Origin of the sequence: Variovorax atrisoli (genome assembly GCF_014195185.1) — a bacterium.
GTDB classification, from domain to species: domain Bacteria; phylum Pseudomonadota; class Gammaproteobacteria; order Burkholderiales; family Burkholderiaceae_C; genus Variovorax; species Variovorax atrisoli.
Genome location: NZ_JACIBG010000001.1, coordinates 288,506 through 305,488, shown reverse-complemented (window position 1 = coordinate 305,488; position 16,983 = coordinate 288,506). Strand labels below are relative to the sequence as shown.

General features: G+C 68.3%; 17 protein-coding genes and 1 other RNA gene. 8 read left to right on the top strand and 10 right to left on the bottom strand.

Features of this window, described 5'->3' with window-relative positions:
* Positions 1–160 precede the first annotated feature (160 nt).
* From FHY06_RS01540 to moeA, 5 genes are all read left to right on the top strand, one after another.
* Complete coding sequence (locus tag FHY06_RS01540; protein WP_184602999.1) at positions 161–859, top strand: hypothetical protein; 699 nt, start codon at positions 161–163, stop codon at positions 857–859.
* Between the two features lie 94 nt (positions 860–953).
* A complete protein-coding gene (locus FHY06_RS01535; RefSeq protein WP_184602996.1) occupies positions 954–2,237 on the top strand; it encodes a serine hydrolase domain-containing protein in 1,284 nt (427 codons plus the stop codon).
* Between the two features lie 58 nt (positions 2,238–2,295).
* A complete protein-coding gene (gene moaA, locus FHY06_RS01530; RefSeq protein ID WP_184602994.1) occupies positions 2,296–3,456 on the top strand; it encodes a GTP 3',8-cyclase MoaA in 1,161 nt (386 codons plus the stop codon).
* Between the two features lie 14 nt (positions 3,457–3,470).
* Positions 3,471–4,112, top strand: a complete 642-nt coding sequence (gene mobA / locus FHY06_RS01525; RefSeq protein ID WP_126184286.1) for a molybdenum cofactor guanylyltransferase MobA — start codon at positions 3,471–3,473, stop codon at positions 4,110–4,112.
* Between the two features lies 1 nt (position 4,113).
* Positions 4,114–5,430: a molybdopterin molybdotransferase MoeA gene (moeA, locus tag FHY06_RS01520; protein WP_184602991.1), complete on the top strand. Its 1,317-nt coding sequence runs from the start codon at positions 4,114–4,116 to the stop codon at positions 5,428–5,430.
* A gap of 136 nt (positions 5,431–5,566) precedes the next feature.
* On the opposite strand, the gene rnhA is transcribed toward moeA, so the two are convergent.
* A complete protein-coding gene (rnhA, locus tag FHY06_RS01515; protein WP_019653024.1) occupies positions 5,567–6,016 on the bottom strand; it encodes a ribonuclease HI in 450 nt (149 codons plus the stop codon).
* A 49-nt stretch (positions 6,017–6,065) separates the two neighbouring features.
* The gene (locus tag FHY06_RS01510) at positions 6,066–6,836 is read right to left on the bottom strand and encodes a class I SAM-dependent methyltransferase (RefSeq protein ID WP_240650026.1); all 771 of its coding nucleotides are present in this window, start codon (positions 6,834–6,836) and stop codon (positions 6,066–6,068) included.
* Here FHY06_RS01510 and gloB point away from each other — a divergent pair.
* Positions 6,835–7,623 (top strand): hydroxyacylglutathione hydrolase, encoded by a 789-nt coding sequence (gene gloB / locus FHY06_RS01505; protein WP_184602989.1) that lies wholly within the window; start codon positions 6,835–6,837, stop codon positions 7,621–7,623. The genes FHY06_RS01510 and gloB overlap by 2 nt on opposite strands.
* Positions 7,620–9,245, top strand: a complete 1,626-nt coding sequence (locus FHY06_RS01500) for a transglycosylase SLT domain-containing protein (RefSeq protein ID WP_019653027.1) — start codon at positions 7,620–7,622, stop codon at positions 9,243–9,245. The genes gloB and FHY06_RS01500 overlap by 4 nt, the downstream gene beginning before the upstream one ends.
* An 18-nt stretch (positions 9,246–9,263) precedes the next feature.
* On the opposite strand, the gene FHY06_RS01495 is transcribed toward FHY06_RS01500, so the two are convergent.
* From FHY06_RS01495 to dnaX, 8 genes are all read right to left on the bottom strand, one after another.
* A complete protein-coding gene (locus tag FHY06_RS01495) occupies positions 9,264–10,454 on the bottom strand; it encodes a low temperature requirement protein A (RefSeq protein WP_132750809.1) in 1,191 nt (396 codons plus the stop codon).
* 80 nt (positions 10,455–10,534) lie between these two features.
* Complete coding sequence (locus FHY06_RS01490) at positions 10,535–11,371, bottom strand: ABC transporter permease (RefSeq protein ID WP_019653029.1); 837 nt, start codon at positions 11,369–11,371, stop codon at positions 10,535–10,537.
* The gene (locus tag FHY06_RS01485; protein ID WP_126184291.1) at positions 11,371–12,186 is read right to left on the bottom strand and encodes an ABC transporter ATP-binding protein; all 816 of its coding nucleotides are present in this window, start codon (positions 12,184–12,186) and stop codon (positions 11,371–11,373) included. The genes FHY06_RS01490 and FHY06_RS01485 overlap by 1 nt, the downstream gene beginning before the upstream one ends.
* Before the next feature lie 44 nt (positions 12,187–12,230).
* Positions 12,231–13,268, bottom strand: coding sequence for an ABC transporter substrate-binding protein (locus tag FHY06_RS01480; RefSeq protein WP_145759170.1), 1,038 nt, complete (start codon positions 13,266–13,268; stop codon positions 12,231–12,233).
* 175 nt (positions 13,269–13,443) lie between these two features.
* On the bottom strand, positions 13,444–13,836 hold the full coding sequence (locus FHY06_RS01475; RefSeq protein ID WP_019653032.1) for an MAPEG family protein: 393 nt from the start codon (positions 13,834–13,836) through the stop codon (positions 13,444–13,446).
* A gap of 11 nt (positions 13,837–13,847) precedes the next feature.
* Positions 13,848–14,438 carry a recombination mediator RecR gene (gene recR / locus FHY06_RS01470; protein WP_019653033.1) on the bottom strand — a complete coding sequence of 197 codons (591 nt, stop codon included), beginning with the start codon at positions 14,436–14,438 and terminating at the stop codon, positions 13,848–13,850.
* Positions 14,439–14,455: 17 nt separating this feature from the next.
* On the bottom strand, positions 14,456–14,788 hold the full coding sequence (locus FHY06_RS01465; protein ID WP_019653034.1) for a YbaB/EbfC family nucleoid-associated protein: 333 nt from the start codon (positions 14,786–14,788) through the stop codon (positions 14,456–14,458).
* A gap of 55 nt (positions 14,789–14,843) precedes the next feature.
* Positions 14,844–16,706 (bottom strand): DNA polymerase III subunit gamma/tau, encoded by a 1,863-nt coding sequence (dnaX, locus tag FHY06_RS01460; RefSeq protein WP_184602987.1) that lies wholly within the window; start codon positions 16,704–16,706, stop codon positions 14,844–14,846.
* A 166-nt stretch (positions 16,707–16,872) separates the two neighbouring features.
* Between dnaX and ffs the strand changes: the two genes are divergently transcribed.
* Positions 16,873–16,969: signal recognition particle sRNA small type (gene ffs, locus FHY06_RS01455), an RNA gene on the top strand.
* Positions 16,970–16,983 lie beyond the last annotated feature (14 nt).

The following is a 16,983-nucleotide window of genomic DNA, read 5'->3' as shown; positions in this document are numbered from 1 at the left end:
TGCGTTGACGACGTGTGCGTACTCAGGCGTCCAAATGATAGGAATTCTCATTGTCTACGTCAAGACATCGAGCGTTGAATAACGCAGACCGGCCAAACCGGAAGCTTCCGGCAACGATCGATACACTGTCCCACGGCATGTTTACGGGAGATCACCAACGATGAAGCTCGCTCGATCCGTTCTTCTTCCCCTCGCGCTGCTCCTGGGTACCGGAGTCGCGGCAGCCCAGGCCAGCGGCAATCCGCCGGCAGGCGACTACATCTACGAAGGCGGCAGCGGCTCACTGCACATCAAGCCCGGCGGCCGCTTCGACATCACCACCATCGGCACCAACGCCCACACCTGTGCGCTCGACGGCACCATCGTGCGCGGCAAGGCCAAGCTGGACGACACCGGTTGCGTGGTGAGCTTCTCGGCCGAAGCCGACAAGCTGCAGGTCACGACCAACGGCTCCGATCAGTGCCGCGGCTACTGCGGCATGCGCGCCGCCTTCGAGGGCACCTACATCCGCCCGACTCCCTCCTGCACCGACAAGGCCGTGGCCGGCTCGCGCAAGACCTTCAAGCGCCAGTACGACGCCAAGGACTACGCTGCCGCCCAGACCACCCTCGCGCCGGTGCTCTCCGACTGCGACAGGACGCTCGACTGGATCACCAAGGCCTGGCTGCGCAACGACCTCGCCCTCACGCAATACAAGCTGAACGACCGCGCAGCCTGCCTCAAGACGCTGCAGCCGCTGGCCGAGGACGCGGCCCGCACCGACGACGGCATCAAGGAAAACTATCCGCCGGCCGATGCCGACATCTATCTGCCCGTGGTCCGGGCCACGCGCACGAACCTGAAGCTCTGCCGCGGATAGCGCCGGCCAGCGGGCGGTTCGGCACAGGCGGCGCCACGGCTGCCCTGCACGGTTTTCGTTTTTTCATCCACCACAACGAGACGGAGACGACACCATGAGATTCCTGAAGCGCAAGCTGCGCGCCGCAACGCTCGGCCTGGCACTGGCCCTGCCCCTGCTCGCGGCGGCGCAGCAATTGCCCACGGCCACGCCCGAGGAGGTCGGGCTGTCGAGCCAGCGCCTGCAGATGCTCGGCGACGTGCTGAAGGCCGACGTGGCGGCCGGCAAGATCCCGGGCGCGGTGCTGCTGGTGGCCCGCCAGGGCAAGGTGGCGTGGTTCGAGCCGGTCGGCAAGCTCGACAGCGCCGCCGGCACGCCGATGCCGCGCGACGGCATCTTCCGCATCTACTCGATGAGCAAGCCCATCACCACGGTGGCCGCGATGATGCTGGTGGAAGACGGCCGGCTGAAGCTCGACGACCCGGTCTCGGCCTACCTGCCCGAATTCGCGAACATGACCGTGGGCGTCGAGAAGCCCGGCGCCGACGGCAAGCCGGTGCTCGAGACCGTACCCGCGCGCCGCCCGATCACCGTGCACGACCTGATGCGCCACACCTCGGGCCTGACCTACGGCTTCTTCGGCCCGGGCCTCGTGAAGCAGGCCTACAACGCCGCCAACCTGGGCGCGGGCGACCCCACGCTGGCCGAGTTCTCCCAGCGCCTGGCCAAGCTGCCGCTGGCCTACCAGCCCGGCACGACCTGGGACTACAGCCAGTCGACCGACATCCTCGGGAGGGTGATCGAGGTGGTCTCGGGCCAGTCGCTCTACCAGTTCGAGAAGACCCGGCTCTTCGACCCGCTGGGCATGAAGGACACCACCTACTACGTGCCCGAGCCCGCGCGCCAGGCGCGCATCGCCGAGCCGCTGCCCAGCGACCGCAGCTTCGGCGTCGGCGCCGACTTCAACAACCCGCGCATCGTGCGCAGGTACGAGTCCGGCGGCGGCGGGCTGGTGTCGACCGCGAACGACTACGCGCGCTTCCTGCAGATGCTGATCAATGGCGGCTCGCTCGACGGCAGGCGCTATCTCGGCCCCCGCACCATCGCGCTGATGACCGCCGACCACTCCAACGCGGGCGCCGGCATCGTGCCCGGCCCGCTGTACCTGCCGGGCCCTGGCTACGGCTTCGGCCTGGGCTTCGCGGTGCGCCGCAACGACGGCGAGGCGCCCTACCCCTCGGCGGGCGGCGAATACAACTGGGGCGGCGCGGGCGGCACCTACATGTGGGTCGACCCCAAGAACGAGATGTTCGTGGTGCTGATGCTGCAGTCGCCGAAATACAGGACACATTACAGAACATTGACCCGGGACATGATTTATGCGGCCGTGATCAAGTAGCCTGTGTTCCACAGGCCCTTGGGGCCTGGCGCAAAATCGGGCCACGCCCCCAGAAGCCATGAAAAGCAGCAGCGACAGCACCGTCATCCCGATCTCCAGCATCGGCCGAGCACGCCCCGCGGTGGCCGTGCCGGAGGTCGCCGTGCCTGCCACCGGCATGCTGCTCGACCGGCTGGGCCGGCCCCTGACCGACCTGCGCATCAGCGTGACCGACCGCTGCAACTTCCGCTGCAGCTACTGCATGCCCAAGGACGTGTTCGACAAGGACTACAAGTACCTGCCGCACAGCGCCCTGCTGAGCTTCGAGGAAATCACCCGGCTGGCCCGCATCTTTGCCGCGCACGGCACGCGCAAGATCCGGCTGACCGGCGGCGAGCCGCTGCTGCGGAAGAACATCGAAGGCCTGGTCGAGCAGCTCGCCCAGATCCGCACGACCGCGGGAGAGCCGCTGGCACTCACGCTCACCACCAACGGCTCGCTGCTCGCGCGCAAGGCCGCCGGCCTGCACGCCGCAGGCCTGCAGCGCGTGACTGTGAGTCTGGACAGCCTCGACGACGCCGTGTTCCGCCAGATGAACGACGTCGACTTCCCGGTGGCCGACGTGCTCGCGGGCATCGACGCGGCGCTGGCCGCGGGCCTCGGGCCCGTCAAGGTCAACATGGTGGTCAAGCGCGGCACCAACGAGCAGGAAATCCTGCCGATGGCGCGCTACTTCCGCAAGCACCACGGCGGCAAGGTGGTGCTGCGCTTCATCGAGTACATGGACGTGGGCGCCACCAACGGCTGGCGCATGGACGAGGTGCTGCCCTCGGCCGACGTCGTCACGCGCATCCATTCCGAATTCCCGCTGGTGCCGCTCGGGGCCGCGACGCCCGGCGAGACCGCCCGGCGCTGGGCCTATGCCGATGGCGGCGGCGAGATCGGCGTCATCAGCAGCGTCACGCAGGCCTTCTGCCACGACTGCAGCCGCGCCCGGCTGTCCACCGAAGGCAAGCTGTACCTGTGCCTCTTCGCAAGCGCCGGCCACGACCTGCGCCCGCTGCTGCGCGGCGACGCCAGCGACGAAGACATCGCCTCGGCCATCGGCCACATCTGGCAGGGGCGCGCCGACCGCTATTCCGAGCTGCGCGCCCTGCGCGGCCCCGACGGCGACAGCGGCAACGGCGACGCCGGCTCGAAGGGCCCGCGCCGCGTCGAGATGAGCTACATCGGCGGATGAGGCAGGCGCCAGCCATGCCCGCGCACGCCAGCATCGCGTCCGCCGACATCACAGGACTGCTGCTGGCCGGCGGCCGCGGCTCGCGCATGGGCGGCGTCGACAAGGGGCTGCAGCCTTTCAATGGAGAACCGCTGGCGCTGCACGCGATGCGGCGGCTGGCGCCGCAGGTAGGCCCGTTCCTGGTCAATGCCAACCGCAACCTCGCCGAATACGAAGCCCTGGGCGCGCCGGTCTGGCCCGACAGCCTCGCCGACCACGCTGGCCCGCTGGCGGGCTTCCTTACCGGGCTTGAGCACTGCGCAACGCCCTGGCTGCTGACCGTGCCCTGCGACACGCCCCTCTTCCCGCTGGACCTCGCCGCCCGCCTCGCCGAAGCGGCAGTCGCCGACGATGCAGACATCGCCATGGCCACTGCGCCCGAGCCCGCCGAGGACGGCGGCCCGCCGGTGCTGCGCCCCCAGCCCGTCTTCTGCCTGCTGCGCGCCACCCTGCGCGACAGCCTCCTTCGCTACACCGCCGCCGGCGGGCGCAAGGTCCACGCCTGGATCGCGCAGCACCGCGCCGTGCAAGTGCCCTTCGACCGCCCCGGCGACGCGCCCGACGCGTTCTTCAACGCCAACACCCTGGCCGAACTGCACGCCCTCGAAAACCGATGAGATGAGCCGCATCGCAGAACTCGCTTCCGCCCTCACGGGCCAAGACGGCGCCGACCTGAGCGTCGAAGCCGTCCACGCCTTCCTTTCCCAGCTGACGGCCACGGCCGTCGTCACCGGGCGCGAGAACGTCCCGCTGGCCGAAGCGCTCGGCCGCGTGCTGGCCGAGGACATCGTCTCGCCCATCAGCGTGCCGCCGCACGACAACTCCGCCATGGACGGCTATGCCTTCGACGGCGCCGTGCTGCCCGTCGACGCGCCCAGCGACGCCTCCGTCACGCTGCGCGTGGTGGGTACGGCGCTGGCGGGTTCGGCATGGCGCGGCGCGCTCGGGCCGGGCGATGCGGTGCGCATCATGACCGGCGCGATGATGCCGGCGGGCCTGGACACCGTGATCCCGCAGGAGTTCTGCAAGGTCGACGGCGAGCTCGTCTGCTTCCCCGCCAGGGTGCTGCGCCGCGGCGACAACCGCCGCTTCGCCGGAGAAGACCTCATGAAGGGCCAGCCCGCGCTGCACAAGGGCGAACGCCTTTCGCCCGCCGCGCTCGGCATGGTCGCGAGCCTGGGCCTGCCCGGCGTGCCAGCGCTGCGGCGCCTGCGGGTGGCCTGCTTCTCCACCGGCGACGAGATACTGAGCCTGGGCGACGCGCCGCGCGAAGGCGCCGTGTACGACAGCAACCGCTACACGGTGATCGGGCTGCTCACGCGGCTGGGCTGCGAGGTGCTCGACCTCGGCCTGGTACGCGACGATCCGGAGACGCTCGCCGCCACGCTGCGGCGCGCGGCGCGCGAGGCCGACGCCATCGTCACCAGCGGCGGTGTGAGCGCGGGTGCGGCGGACCACACGCGCGCGGTGATGCAGCAGCTGGGCGACATGGCCTTCTGGCGCGTCGCGATGCGCCCGGGCCGGCCGCTGGCGGTGGGGCTGATTCCCGCGGAGGAAAGCGCATCGAAGCCGCCGGCCGTGCTGTTCGGCCTGCCGGGCAATCCGGTGGCGGTGATGGTGACTTTTCTGGCCTTCGTCCGGCCCGCGCTGCTTCGCATGATGGGCTGCCACGAGGCGGCGGCCGCACCGCCGCCTCTGCTGCGCGCACGCAGCACGGGTCCGATCCGCAAGAAGCCGGGCCGAACCGAATATCAACGCGGTTTCGTGAAGACCGTGCCCGGCGCGCTGCCCGAGGTGTGCGTTGCTTCCAACCAGGGCTCGGGCGTGCTCAGCTCGATGGTGGAAGCGAACGGCCTGGTGGTGCTGCGCCATGACCAGGGCAGCGTCGCGGCGGGAGAGGAAGTCGACGTGATGATGTTCGACGGAAGTATTTAGCTCTCCTCCCAGGCTTCGCGCACTTCGTGTCGCTTCGCCAGCCCCCTCGCCGGGGGCGACACCTGAGGACCGGCCGAGCCGGTTCCTGGGTGTCCCTTGAAAGGTGCCTGCACCGCACAAGCCCCCTCGGGGTTGCTCAGATTCGGCCCAGCGCCTTTTCCACGCCCTTGTTGGCCAGCATGTCGGCGCGTTCGTTGCCCGGGTCGCCGGAGTGGCCCTTGACCCAGCGCCATTCGATCTCGTGGCCGCCTTCGGTCACGAGCTTGTCGAGCCGCTTCCAGAGTTCGGCGTTCTTAACGGGCTCCTTGCTCGCGGTGACCCAGCCCTTGGCCTTCCAGCCGCGGATCCATTCGGTGATGCCCTTGCGCACGTACTGGCTGTCGAGGTAAAGCAGCACCTTGCAGGGCCGCTTGAGCGCGGACAGGCCCTCGATGACGGCGGTGAGCTCCATGCGGTTGTTGGTGGTGTTGAGTTCGCCGCCGAACAGGTCCTTCTCGCTGGCGCCCGACTTGAGCCACGCGCCCCAGCCGCCCGGGCCGGGGTTGCCCTTGCATGCGCCATCGGTGTAGATCACGACTTCGTTCAAGCTGACGTTTCCTTCTTCTTCATTCGATTCCGATCGATCTTCATGTCTTTCAATTCTTGCCGTTTCCGTCGCGATGCACCTTGCCGGCGATGGGCACGGGCGCCGTCGCGCGGGCGCCGGCGCGGCGCCACTCGGCGCTCAGCAGGCGCATGCCGCGCACTCGCTTCACCGCCACCAGGAAATAGGCTGCGCCGAAGATGGGCCACCAGCGCTCGCCGACAGTGTCCATCCAGCGCATCCGCTCCAGCCAGGCCTCGCTGCGCACCGCCGGCCGGTAGATGCCGAAACGGCCCGATTCCACCTCGAAGCTCAGCAGGCGCAGCCAGTCTCGCATGCGCCAGTAGCCGATGAACTCCCCGCCTTCGGGCAGGTAGAGATCGCCGATGCCCAGCCGCCGATAGATGTGCGCGCGGCGCTGCCGCATGCCCCAGAGGCTGGTCGGATTGAGCCCGCAGATCACCACGCGCCCTTCGGGCACCAGCACCCGCTCGACCTCGCGCAGCGTGGCGTGCGGGTCGGGGCTCAGCTCGAGCGCATGAGGCAGCACCACCAGGTCGAGGCTGTTGGCCGCGAAAGGCAGGGCAGCGAAGTCGGTGAGCAGCGTGGCCCTGCCGCCGCGGGCCGGGTCGTCCAGCGCCAGCCAGCGGTGCGGCATGCGGTTGGTGCGCAGGCCATCGACCTCGGCGGCCCCCAGCTGGAGCGCGTGATAGCCGAAGATGTCGGCCACCGCCTGGTCGAACTGGGCCTGCTCCCAAGCCAGCAGGTAGCGCCCCGGGGGGGTCGCGAACCAATCCTGCAAACCTATAATTTGACCGCTCATGACCCTTGTTCCGCTGCCCGCTTTCGCTGACAACTACATCTGGATGCTGCACGACGGGCTCCACGCCATCGTGGTGGATCCGGGCGATGCCCAGCCGGTGTTCGACGCGCTGGCGCGCGACAAGCTTCAGCTGGCCGCGATTCTAGTCACGCACCACCACCCCGATCACACCGGCGGCGTGGCCGCGCTGCATGCCGCCACCGGCGCGCAGGTATGGGGCCCCGCGCGCGAGCGCATCCCCGAGCCCTTCACGCCGCTGGCGCAGGGCGACATCGCCGAGGCGCTCGGATTGCGCTTCGAGGTCATCGACGTGCCGGGCCATACGGCCGGGCACATCGCCTACTTCCTTCCGGCCGCGCAAACCTCGCGCGAAGACGCGCCGCTGCTCTTCTGCGGCGACACGCTCTTCTCCGGCGGATGCGGACGCCTCTTCGAAGGCACGCCCGCGCAGATGCTGGCCTCGCTCGACGCGCTCGCCGCATTGCCCGGCGACACCCGCGTATGCTGCGCCCACGAATACACACTTTCTAACCTGCGTTTCGCTCAAGCCGTGGAACCGACCAACGCCGAGCTGACTCAGTACAACGCGCGCTGCGAGAACCTGCGCGCCAAGGGGCAGCCCACGCTGCCGTCCCAACTGGCGATCGAACGCCAGGTCAACCCCTTCCTTCGCAGCCGCGAAGCCTCTGTCCTTAGAGCTGTGCGTGCCCATGCCGAGCTGGCTGCCGATGCAGCCGAGGCCGACGTGTTCGCCGCACTGCGCCAATGGAAAAACGACTTCCGATGAAACTGATCGCTGCCACCTGCCTTGCAGGTTCACTGGTGCTCGCGGGCTGCGCGGGCACGAACAACAGCTCCAGCACCTCCTCTTCCTCCCCCTCCTCGTCGTCATCGGCCGGCGGCACCGGCTCCAAGGTGGCCGGCAGCGCCACCCCCGTCTATCCGCGCGACGCCCTCACTCCCCTTGCAAGCGGCCAGGCCCATTCGCAGAGCGTCGTCACGCTCGCGCCGCCGGCCGACATGTGGGACCGCATCCGCCGCGGCTTCAAGATGCCGGACCTCGACAACGACCTCGTGCGCGACCGCGAGCAGTGGTACGCGAGCAGGCCCGACTACATCCAGCGCATGACCGAGCGCTCGAACAAGTACATCTTCCACATCGTCGAGGAGCTCGAGCGGCGCAACATGCCGACCGAGCTGGCGCTGCTTCCGTACATCGAGAGCGCGTTCAACCCGCAGGCCATCTCCAGCGCCCGCGCGGCGGGCATGTGGCAGTTCATGCCGGCCACCGGCAACGACTTCGACCTGAAACAGAACATCTTCCGCGACGACCGCCGCGACGTGGTGGCTTCCACCCGCGCAGCACTCGACTACCTGCAGAAGCTCTACGGCATGTTCGGCGACTGGCAGCTCGCGCTGGCCGCCTACAACTGGGGCGAAGGCAGCGTGAGCCGCGCCATCGCCAAGAACCAGCGCCTGGGCCTGCCCACCACCTACAGCGACCTCACCATGCCCGCCGAAACGCGCATGTACGTGCCCAAGCTGCAGGCGGTGAAGAACATCGTGGCGAATCCGCAGGCATTCAACGCCGAGCTGCCGCTGATCCCCAACCATCCCTACTTCCAGACCGTCACGCTCACGCGCGACCTCGACGTGGAGCTCGCCGCCAAGCTGGCCGACGTGCGCATCGAGGACTTCCGCGCGCTGAACCCCGCCGCGCACAAGCCGGTGCTGATCGCCGCCGGCACGCCGCAGATCCTGCTGCCCTGGGACAACGCGGCCGTGTTCCAGCGCAACTTCGACGCCTATTCGCAGGGACAGTACGCGAGCTGGACCGCGTGGGTCGTGCCCAACACCATGACGGTGGCCGACGCCGCCCAGCGCTCGGGCATGAGCGAGAACGACCTGCGCTCCATCAACAACATCCCGCCGCGCATGCTCATCAAGGCCGGCTCGACGTTGATCGTGCCGCGCGGCTCCCGCGTGAAGGAAGACGTGGCGGCCGTGGTGGCCGACAGCGGCCACCTGAGCTTCCAGCCCGAGATCGTCACGCGCCGCACGACCGTGAAGGCCGGCCGCGCCGACAACGTCGCGAGCATCGCGCGCCGCTACAACCTCAAGCCTTCGGCCGTGGCCGAGTGGAACGACGTGAAGCCGAACCACGCTTTCAAGCGCGGCTACAGCGTGGTGGTCTACCTGCCGGTGCGCGCAACCCCGGCTGCCCGCGCGGGCACCGGCATCCGGGCCGTTTCGCATGCCGCGGCGCCGGTTCCCAATCGCCGTGGCGGCGCGCCTTCGAAGGCTGCCGCTCCGCGCGGCGCCGGCAGCGTCGTGAAGGTGCCTGCCAGCAGCAAGCAGCAGGTCGTGCGCGAGAAGCGCGGCGGCACGCCGTCCAAGAAGAAGCGCTGAAAGCCGCGAACCGAAGGCTCAGTGAGCCTTCGGCGCCTGCTGCGCCCTTCTGCGCACCACGGCCTCCATCGCGGCAACGCCGATCATGATGACGGTGGTGAGCGTACCCACCACCAGCACCGTCATGTGCGAGGCGAACACCGCGAGCAGCGCCAGGAAGCCCAGTCCGAAGAGATGCGACTGAGGCAGAAAGCCGCGCACCACGCGCTTGAAGAGCGCGTTGCCGAAGAGATAGATCGCGGGGCCGCCGATGAGCGCGCCCAGGTACTTGAGCTCCGCATGGTGCGAGCCCTCGCCGATCGTCAGCTCGTCGGCCACGGCGCAGACGATGATGCCGGCCACCAGGATCACGTGCGTGTAGTGGAACTTCGCGCCGATGGCGCCCGGGTCCTTCGCATGCTCGATGACGTGCGTGGCTTCCCTGGCGCTGGTGTCGAAGTACATCCACCACATCGCCAGGCTGCCCGCGAAGCCCACGAGCAGCGCGAACAGGTCGACGCCGTGCCATTCGACGTGGTGCCCGAAGGCGATGCCGGTGGCCAGCACCGACTCCCCGAGCGCGACGATCACGAAGAGCTGGCAGCGCTCGGCCAGGTGGCCGCCGTCGATGGTCCAGTCGCTGGTCAGCGAGCGGCCCAGGCCCGGGAAGCGCAGGCCGATCATCGGCGCGATGTATTCGCACAGCACGCCGCCGAACCACAGCGCGAGGCGCGCCTGCCCTTCGGCCAGGCCGCCGGCGATCCAGAACACGCCGGCCACGCAGTTCCACGCCAGCAGGCGGCGGAAATTGGGCGTGAGCGGATCGTTCGGACCGATGGCTATCAGCATGCAGAAGGTGCGCCCCGCCTGGATGCCGACGAAGCACAGCGCGAACACCAGCCCGCGCTCGGCGAAGGCGCCGGGCAGCGCCGAGGCCATCACCATCGCCAGCAGCATGATCGCGAACAGCACCCCGCGGATGCGCAGCGTGCCGGGGTTGAACCAGTTGGTCGTCCAGGCGGTGTACTGCCAGCCCAGCCACACCGCGAACCACATGACCAGCGTCTGCAGCGCCCCCAGGAGCGTGAGATGGTCCAGCAGGTAGTGGGAAAGCTGCGTGACGGAGAACGCGTAGACCAGGTCGAAGAACAGCTCTTCGTTGGAGACCCTTGCCGCCTCGCTGCGCGAGCGCAGGGTCGTGGCCCGCTTGTGGTTGTCGTCGTGGCTCATTGTTCGTTCACTCCCATGAATCGTTGCGACGCCCTGCGGCGCCGCGCGCGATCATCGCACGGAGGCGAACTGGTGCCCTCCTAGAGCTTCTCGGTCTCGCCGGTCTTCGGCTGCCACTTCATCAGCCGTCTTTCGATGACCCCGACGATCCCGTCCAGCGCCAGTGCGAAGGCCGTGAGCACCACGATGCCGGCGAACACGGTGTTGACGTCGAAGGTGCCCTCGGCCTGCAGGATCAGGTAGCCCACGCCCCGCGCCGAGCCCAGGTACTCGCCCACCACCGCGCCCACGAAGGCCAGCCCCACCGAGGTGTGCAGGCTGGAGAACACCCAGCTGGTCGCGCTCGGCAGGTATACGGTGCGCAGCAGCTGCCGCTGGTTGGCGCCCAGCATCTTCGCGTTGGCCAGCACCACCGGACTCACCTCGCGCACGCCCTGGTAGACGTTGAAGAACACGATGAAGAACACCAGCGTGACCGCCAGCGCCACCTTGCTCCAGATGCCGAGGCCGAACCACAGCGCGAAGATGGGCGCGAGGATCACGCGCGGCATCGAGTTGGCCGCCTTGATGTACGGATCGAGGATCAGGCTCGCCGTGGGCGCGAGCGCCAGCCACAGTCCGCAGGCCAGCCCGAGCACCGTGCCGATGCCGAAGGCCAGCACCGTCTCGAGCAGCGTGGTGCCAAGGTGCTGGTAGATGTCGGCGTTGCCCTTCAGGCCTTCCGGAAAGAGCGCGTTGGCCGGCACCTCGAAGGGCAGGAACCAGCTCCAGATGCGCCCCGCCACCTGGATGGGCTCGCCGAGGAAGAAGGCGATCTGCTGGTTGCGCGAGGCCACATGCCACGCCACGAGGATCAGCGCCAGCAGCGCCAGCTGCCAGAAGCGCGCGTTGCGCTCGTTCAAGCCCGGCCGTGCCATCACGCGGCCTTCCTGAGTTGCTGCGCGTAGCCCTTGAGCACCTCGTCGCGCAGCACCTCCCAGATCTGGGTGTGCAGCTCGACGAAGCGCGGCTGCGTGCGCACCTCGGCCACGTCGCGCGGGCGCGGCAGGTCGATGGCAAACTCGCCGATGGGGTGCGTGGCCGGCCCGGCCGACAGCACCACCACGCGGTCGCTCATCGCAATGGCCTCGTCGAGGTCGTGCGTGATGAAGAGCACCGCCTTTTTCTTCGCGCTCCAGAGCTCTAGCACCTCGTTCTCCATGAGCTGCCGCGTCTGGATGTCGAGCGCGCTGAAGGGTTCGTCCATGAGGATGATGTCGGGGTCGAGTACCAGCGTCTGTGCCAGCGCCACGCGCTTGCGCATGCCGCCGGAGAGCTGGTGCGGGTAACGGTCGCCGAAGCCCGAGAGCCCCACGCGCGAGAGCCACGCCTCGGCCTGGTCGCGCGCCTGCGCCTCGGGCACGCCGCGGTACTGAAGGCCGACCATCACGTTGTCGATGGCGCTGCGCCAGGGCATCAGCGCCTCCGACTGGAACATGTAGCCCGCGCGCGAGTTGACGCCCGAGAGCGTCTGGCCGAAGACTTTCACCGTTCCCGAGGAAGGCTGCAGCAGGCCCGCGCCCACGTTCAGCAGCGTCGACTTGCCGCAGCCGGTGGGTCCGACCACCGAGACGAACTCGCCCGCCTTCACCCGCAGCGTGGTGTCGGCCACAGCCGTGTAGCGCTGGCCGGGGTCGTCCTTCGAGAGAAAGGTGCAGCTGATGGAAAGGAGTTCGAGTGCGTGTTCGGACATGGCAGAAAAAACCCGGCCTGAGCCGGGTCGCGGGACATGCGTAGTCAGGCTTTGAACCTGTCCTTGGCGCGCCTTGCAAAATCGTTGGTGTAGGTCCTGGCGAGGTCGATCTTGTCGGCCTTCACCGTGGTGTCGAAGCTCGCGATGGCGCTCAGCGCGGTCTTGGGGCCGTCGGCGGGCACGAGGCCGTCGGTGGCTATCGACTCGCGCACCTTGTCGAACGAGGCGAGGTACAGCGCGCGGTCGCCCAGCAGGTAGGTCTCGGGCACCGTCTTGATGATGTCGCCCGGTCCGGCCGTCTGCAGCCACTTGAGGCCGTGCACGATGGCGTTCGCCAGCGCCTGGCAGGTGTTGGGATTCTTCTGGACGAAGTCTGACGACGCATAGAGGCAGGCCGCCGGCATCGTGCCACCGAACACCTGCTGCGTGCCCTTGAGCGTGCGCGTGTCGCTGATGATCTTCACGTCGCCCTTCTGCTCCAGCATCGTCATCACCGGGTCGGTGTTGCTGATGGCGTCGATCTGGCCCGATCGCAGCGCGGTGAGCGCGCCCGCGGCCACGCCCACGCCGATGTAGCTCACGTCGCTGGCCTTGAGCCCGCCGCGCGACAGCACGAGGTTGGCCACCATGTTGGTCGACGAGCCCGGAGCCGAGACGCCGATCTTCTTCCCCTTGAGATCCTGGATGCCGGTGTAGCCGGCCATGTTCTTCGTCGACACGCCCACCGCGATCTGCGGTGCGCGCCCCTGAAGCACGAAAGCCTGGAAGAACTGGTTCTTGGCCTGCAGGTTGATGGTGTGCTCGTAGGCGCCCGAGCACACGTCGGCCGAGCCGCCCACCACCGCCTGCAGCGCGCGCGCGCCGCCGGCGAAATCGGAGATCTCCACGTCGAGCCCTTCGGCCTTGAAGTAGCCGAGCTGTTCGGAGATGGTGAGCGGCAGGTAGTAGAACGCCGCCTTGCCGCCCACCGCGATGGAGACCTTGGTCTTCTCAAGCTTGGCCTGCTGCGCGAAGACACGCGGCAGCGCGATGGTCGCGGCAGCGATGGCGGAAGCAGTGATGAGAGTGCGGCGATGAAGCATGAAGACTTGCCTGGAACTTGCCCGGAACTGTTGCCTGGACTGTTGCTTGTGGGCTCTGTGATTCGTAAGGAACTGAATCGAGCTTAGGGGCCGCAACTGGCAACTGCATCGGGGTGATCCCGTGCGGGTTTCCACGTAAGCATGAAGGCCTCGCAGAGAAGCCTTCGGCAAGGCTTCAGCGAGCCAGAAAAAGTATCGCGATATTGACCAGGAACGCGAGTGCCCAGACGGCGCTGCGCGCGCTGCCGACGCCCCTGATGTAGAGCGCGATGTAGATCACGCGAAGCACCACGTAGGCCACCGCGAGCATGTCGAGGCGCGCCTGCGCGGCGCCGAGCTGGTGCGCGATGACCACCGCGCCGATGAAGAACGGCAGGCCCTCGAAGCTGTTGGCCTGCGCACTGTTGGCGCGTGCACGCCAGCCACTCTGCTTCGCGGCCCATTCACGCGGATGCGTGTTGTCGCGCGGACCGAAGCTGCCCGCCTTGGCGATCCATGCCGCGACGTAGGGCAGCACGCAGGCGACGAGCACGCACCAGTAGGCGACGGTGAGCAGCGAGAGGGTCATCTGCCGATCTTCTACCTGCGATCCACCAGCGCATGCGCGATGGTGCCGAGATCGACGTACTCGAGCTCGCTGCCGGCCGGCACGCCGCGCGCGAGGCGCGTCACCCTGAGGCCGCGCTGCTTCAGCCCCTCGCCGATCACATGCGCCGTGGCCTCGCCTTCGGCGGTGAAGTTGGTCGCGAGGATGACCTCGCTCACCGTGCCGTCGCGCGCGCGGTCGAAGAGCTTCTGCAGCCCGATGTCATTCGGGCCCACGCCGTCGAGCGGACTGAGCTTGCCCATCAACACGAAGTAATAGCCGCGGAAGGCGCCGGTGCGCTCGAGCGCCGCCTGGTCGGCCGGCGTCTCGACGACGCAGAGCTTGGTCGGGTCGCGCCGCGTGTCGAGGCAGACACTGCAGATCGGCGCCTCGGTGAAGGTGTTGCAGCGCTCGCAATGCCGCACCTGCCCAGCCGCCTGCTGCAAGGCGCGCGCGAGAAGCTGCGCACCCTCGCGGTCGTGCTGGAGCAGATGGAACGCCATGCGCGAGGCCGACTTGACGCCGACGCCGGGCAGGCGGCGCAGCGCATCGACCAGGGCGTCGAGCGAACTGGCGTCTGCCATCTATGCCTGCAGCCTGTTCAGAACGGCAGCTTCATGCCAGGGGGAAGACCCGGCATGCCGGCCGTGAGCTTGCCCATCTTCTGCTCGCTGGTTTCCTCGGCCTTGCGCACGGCGGCGTTGAAGGCAGCGGCCACGAGATCCTCGAGCATGTCCTTGTCGTCCGCCAGCAGGCTGGGGTCGATGGTGATGCGCTTGACGTCGTGCTTGCAGGTCATGACGACCTTGACGAGGCCGGCGCCGGATTCGCCTTCGACCTCGATGGTGGCCAGTTCTTCCTGGGCCTTCTTGAGGTTTTCCTGCATTGCCTGAGCCTGCTTCATGAGGCCGGCCAGTTGTCCTTTGTTGAACATCGTTGGTCCTGATCTGTCGGTTGGAAAGTGGGTGAAGGATACGGGAGACGCGAACTCAGGCCGGCTTGAGCGTGCCGGGGACGATCTTCGCGTCGAAATCGCGCATCAGCGCCTGCACCTCGGGGTCGCTCATGATTGCTTCCTCGGCCAGTCGCTGGCGCTCGTCGGCCGCCTGCCTGTTGCGGCGCGCGGGGCTGTCGACCACGCTGCCGACCTCGATGGCGAGCTTGACGCTGTGGCCAGCAGCGTTGAGCGCCGTGGTGAGCTTCTCGCGGGCGGACGGCTGGTTGAGCGTCTCGCGCTCGATGCGCAGCAGCCACTGGTCGGTGTCGCGGCCCACCAGCTGCGACTGCAGCGCGAGCTCGCGCGCCAGCGCGGTGATGGCCTCCGCCGCGACCAGCTGCGTGACCGTGGCGTACCAGAAATCGCCGTCCTCACTGGTCGGAATGGGGGTGAAGGTGCCGCGCGGCTCGTCGGGGCGCGGAGTGTCACGGGCGCTAGGCGGCGGCTGCACGCGGATCGGCACGCCGACGACCTTGGCAGGCGCATCGCCATGGCTGTCGGCACGAGGATCGGCCTGCCTGGGTTCGTCCACCACCGCGAGGCGATGGCCTGCGGGAAGCGGTGCCGACTGCGCCGGGGCCGGCGTGACGGCGGGCTCCGCCGAAGGCCTGGCAGCAACGGGTGCAGAAGCGACGGGCGCCGGAGCCGGTGGCGAAACGCGCGCCGCGGGAGCCTGCGGCGCCGCGGCCGCGGCTTCATTCAGAGTTTTTTTTTCCGGGGTGGCCGTCGAAGCGGCCGCACTGGAAGGCTTGAATGCCAACAGCCGCAGCAGCACCATGGTCAGCGCGGCGTACTCGTCCGGGGCCAGGCCCAACTCCCCACGGCCGTGCAGGCACAGGCTGTAGAGCAGCTGGGTCTCGTCGGCCGGCATCAGCGCCGCGAGGCGCGCGGTGTCGGCCGCGTCGGGGTCGGTGGCGGCATCTGCCGCCGCTTCCGCGCGGGACGGCACGGCCTGCAGTACCGCCATGGCCTGCAGCACGGCCGTCATTTCCTCCAGCGTGGAGGCAGCGGACATGCCGTCGACGCGCAGTGCCTCGGAAGTCTCGACCACCGTCTTGCCGTCGCCCTGCGCAAGCGCCTCGATCAGCCGGAACACGTGGCCCCGATCAACGCTGCCGAGCATCTGGCGCACGCCGGCTTCGACGAGTTCGCCGTTGCCGAAAGCGATCGCCTGGTCGGTGAGCGAGAGCGCATCGCGCATCGAACCGCGCGCCGCACGCGCCAGCAGGCGCAGCGCCTGCGGTTCGGCCGGAACGTTCTCGGTCTGCAGGACCGCTGTGAGGTGCTCGAGCACCGTCTCCGGCGCCATCGGCCGCAGGTTGAACTGCAGGCAGCGCGACAGCACCGTCACCGGCACCTTCTGCGGGTCGGTCGTGGCCAGCACGAACTTCAGGTACTCGGGGGGCTCCTCGAGCGTCTTGAGCATCGCGTTGAACGCGGTGTTCGTGAGCATGTGCACTTCGTCGATCATGAAGACCTTGAAGCGCCCCTGCACCGGCTTGTAGACCGCCTGTTCGAGCAGCGACTGAACCTCGTCCACGCCGCGGTTGGAGGCCGCGTCGAGTTCGGTGTAGTCCACGAAGCGGCCCGCATCGATGTCGCGGCAGGCCTGGCAGACGCCGCACGGCGTGGCCGTGATGCCGCCCTGCCCGTCCGGCCCCTGGCAGTTGAGCGACTTCGCCAGGATCCGCGAAACCGTGGTCTTGCCGACACCCCGGGTGCCGGTGAAGAGATAGGCGTGATGCAGGCGCTGAGTCGTCAGCGCGTTTTCTAGCGCCTGAACCACATGCCCCTGGCCGACCATCTCACCGAAGGTTTTCGGACGGAACTTGCGGGCGAGCACGAGATAAGACATTGCGGGCATTCTAAAAGGCACGAGAGACCCCTCCCGATAGCTCGGCAGGGCCTTTTCGCAGGACATCGAGGATCCGGGCTGCGCCGGTCCTCCGGTGTCGCCCCGGCAGGGGAATTGCCGAAGCGACACGAAGTGCGCCCGGCCCGGGGGGGTTACAATACGCGCTGACGGGCCTCCCTGCATGGTGAAGTGGCCAACCGGGTCAGGTGGGGAACCAAGCAGCCCTAACTGCGTAGTCAGTGCCAGGGGTAAGGCTCGTCAACTTCTTCAGCGGTTT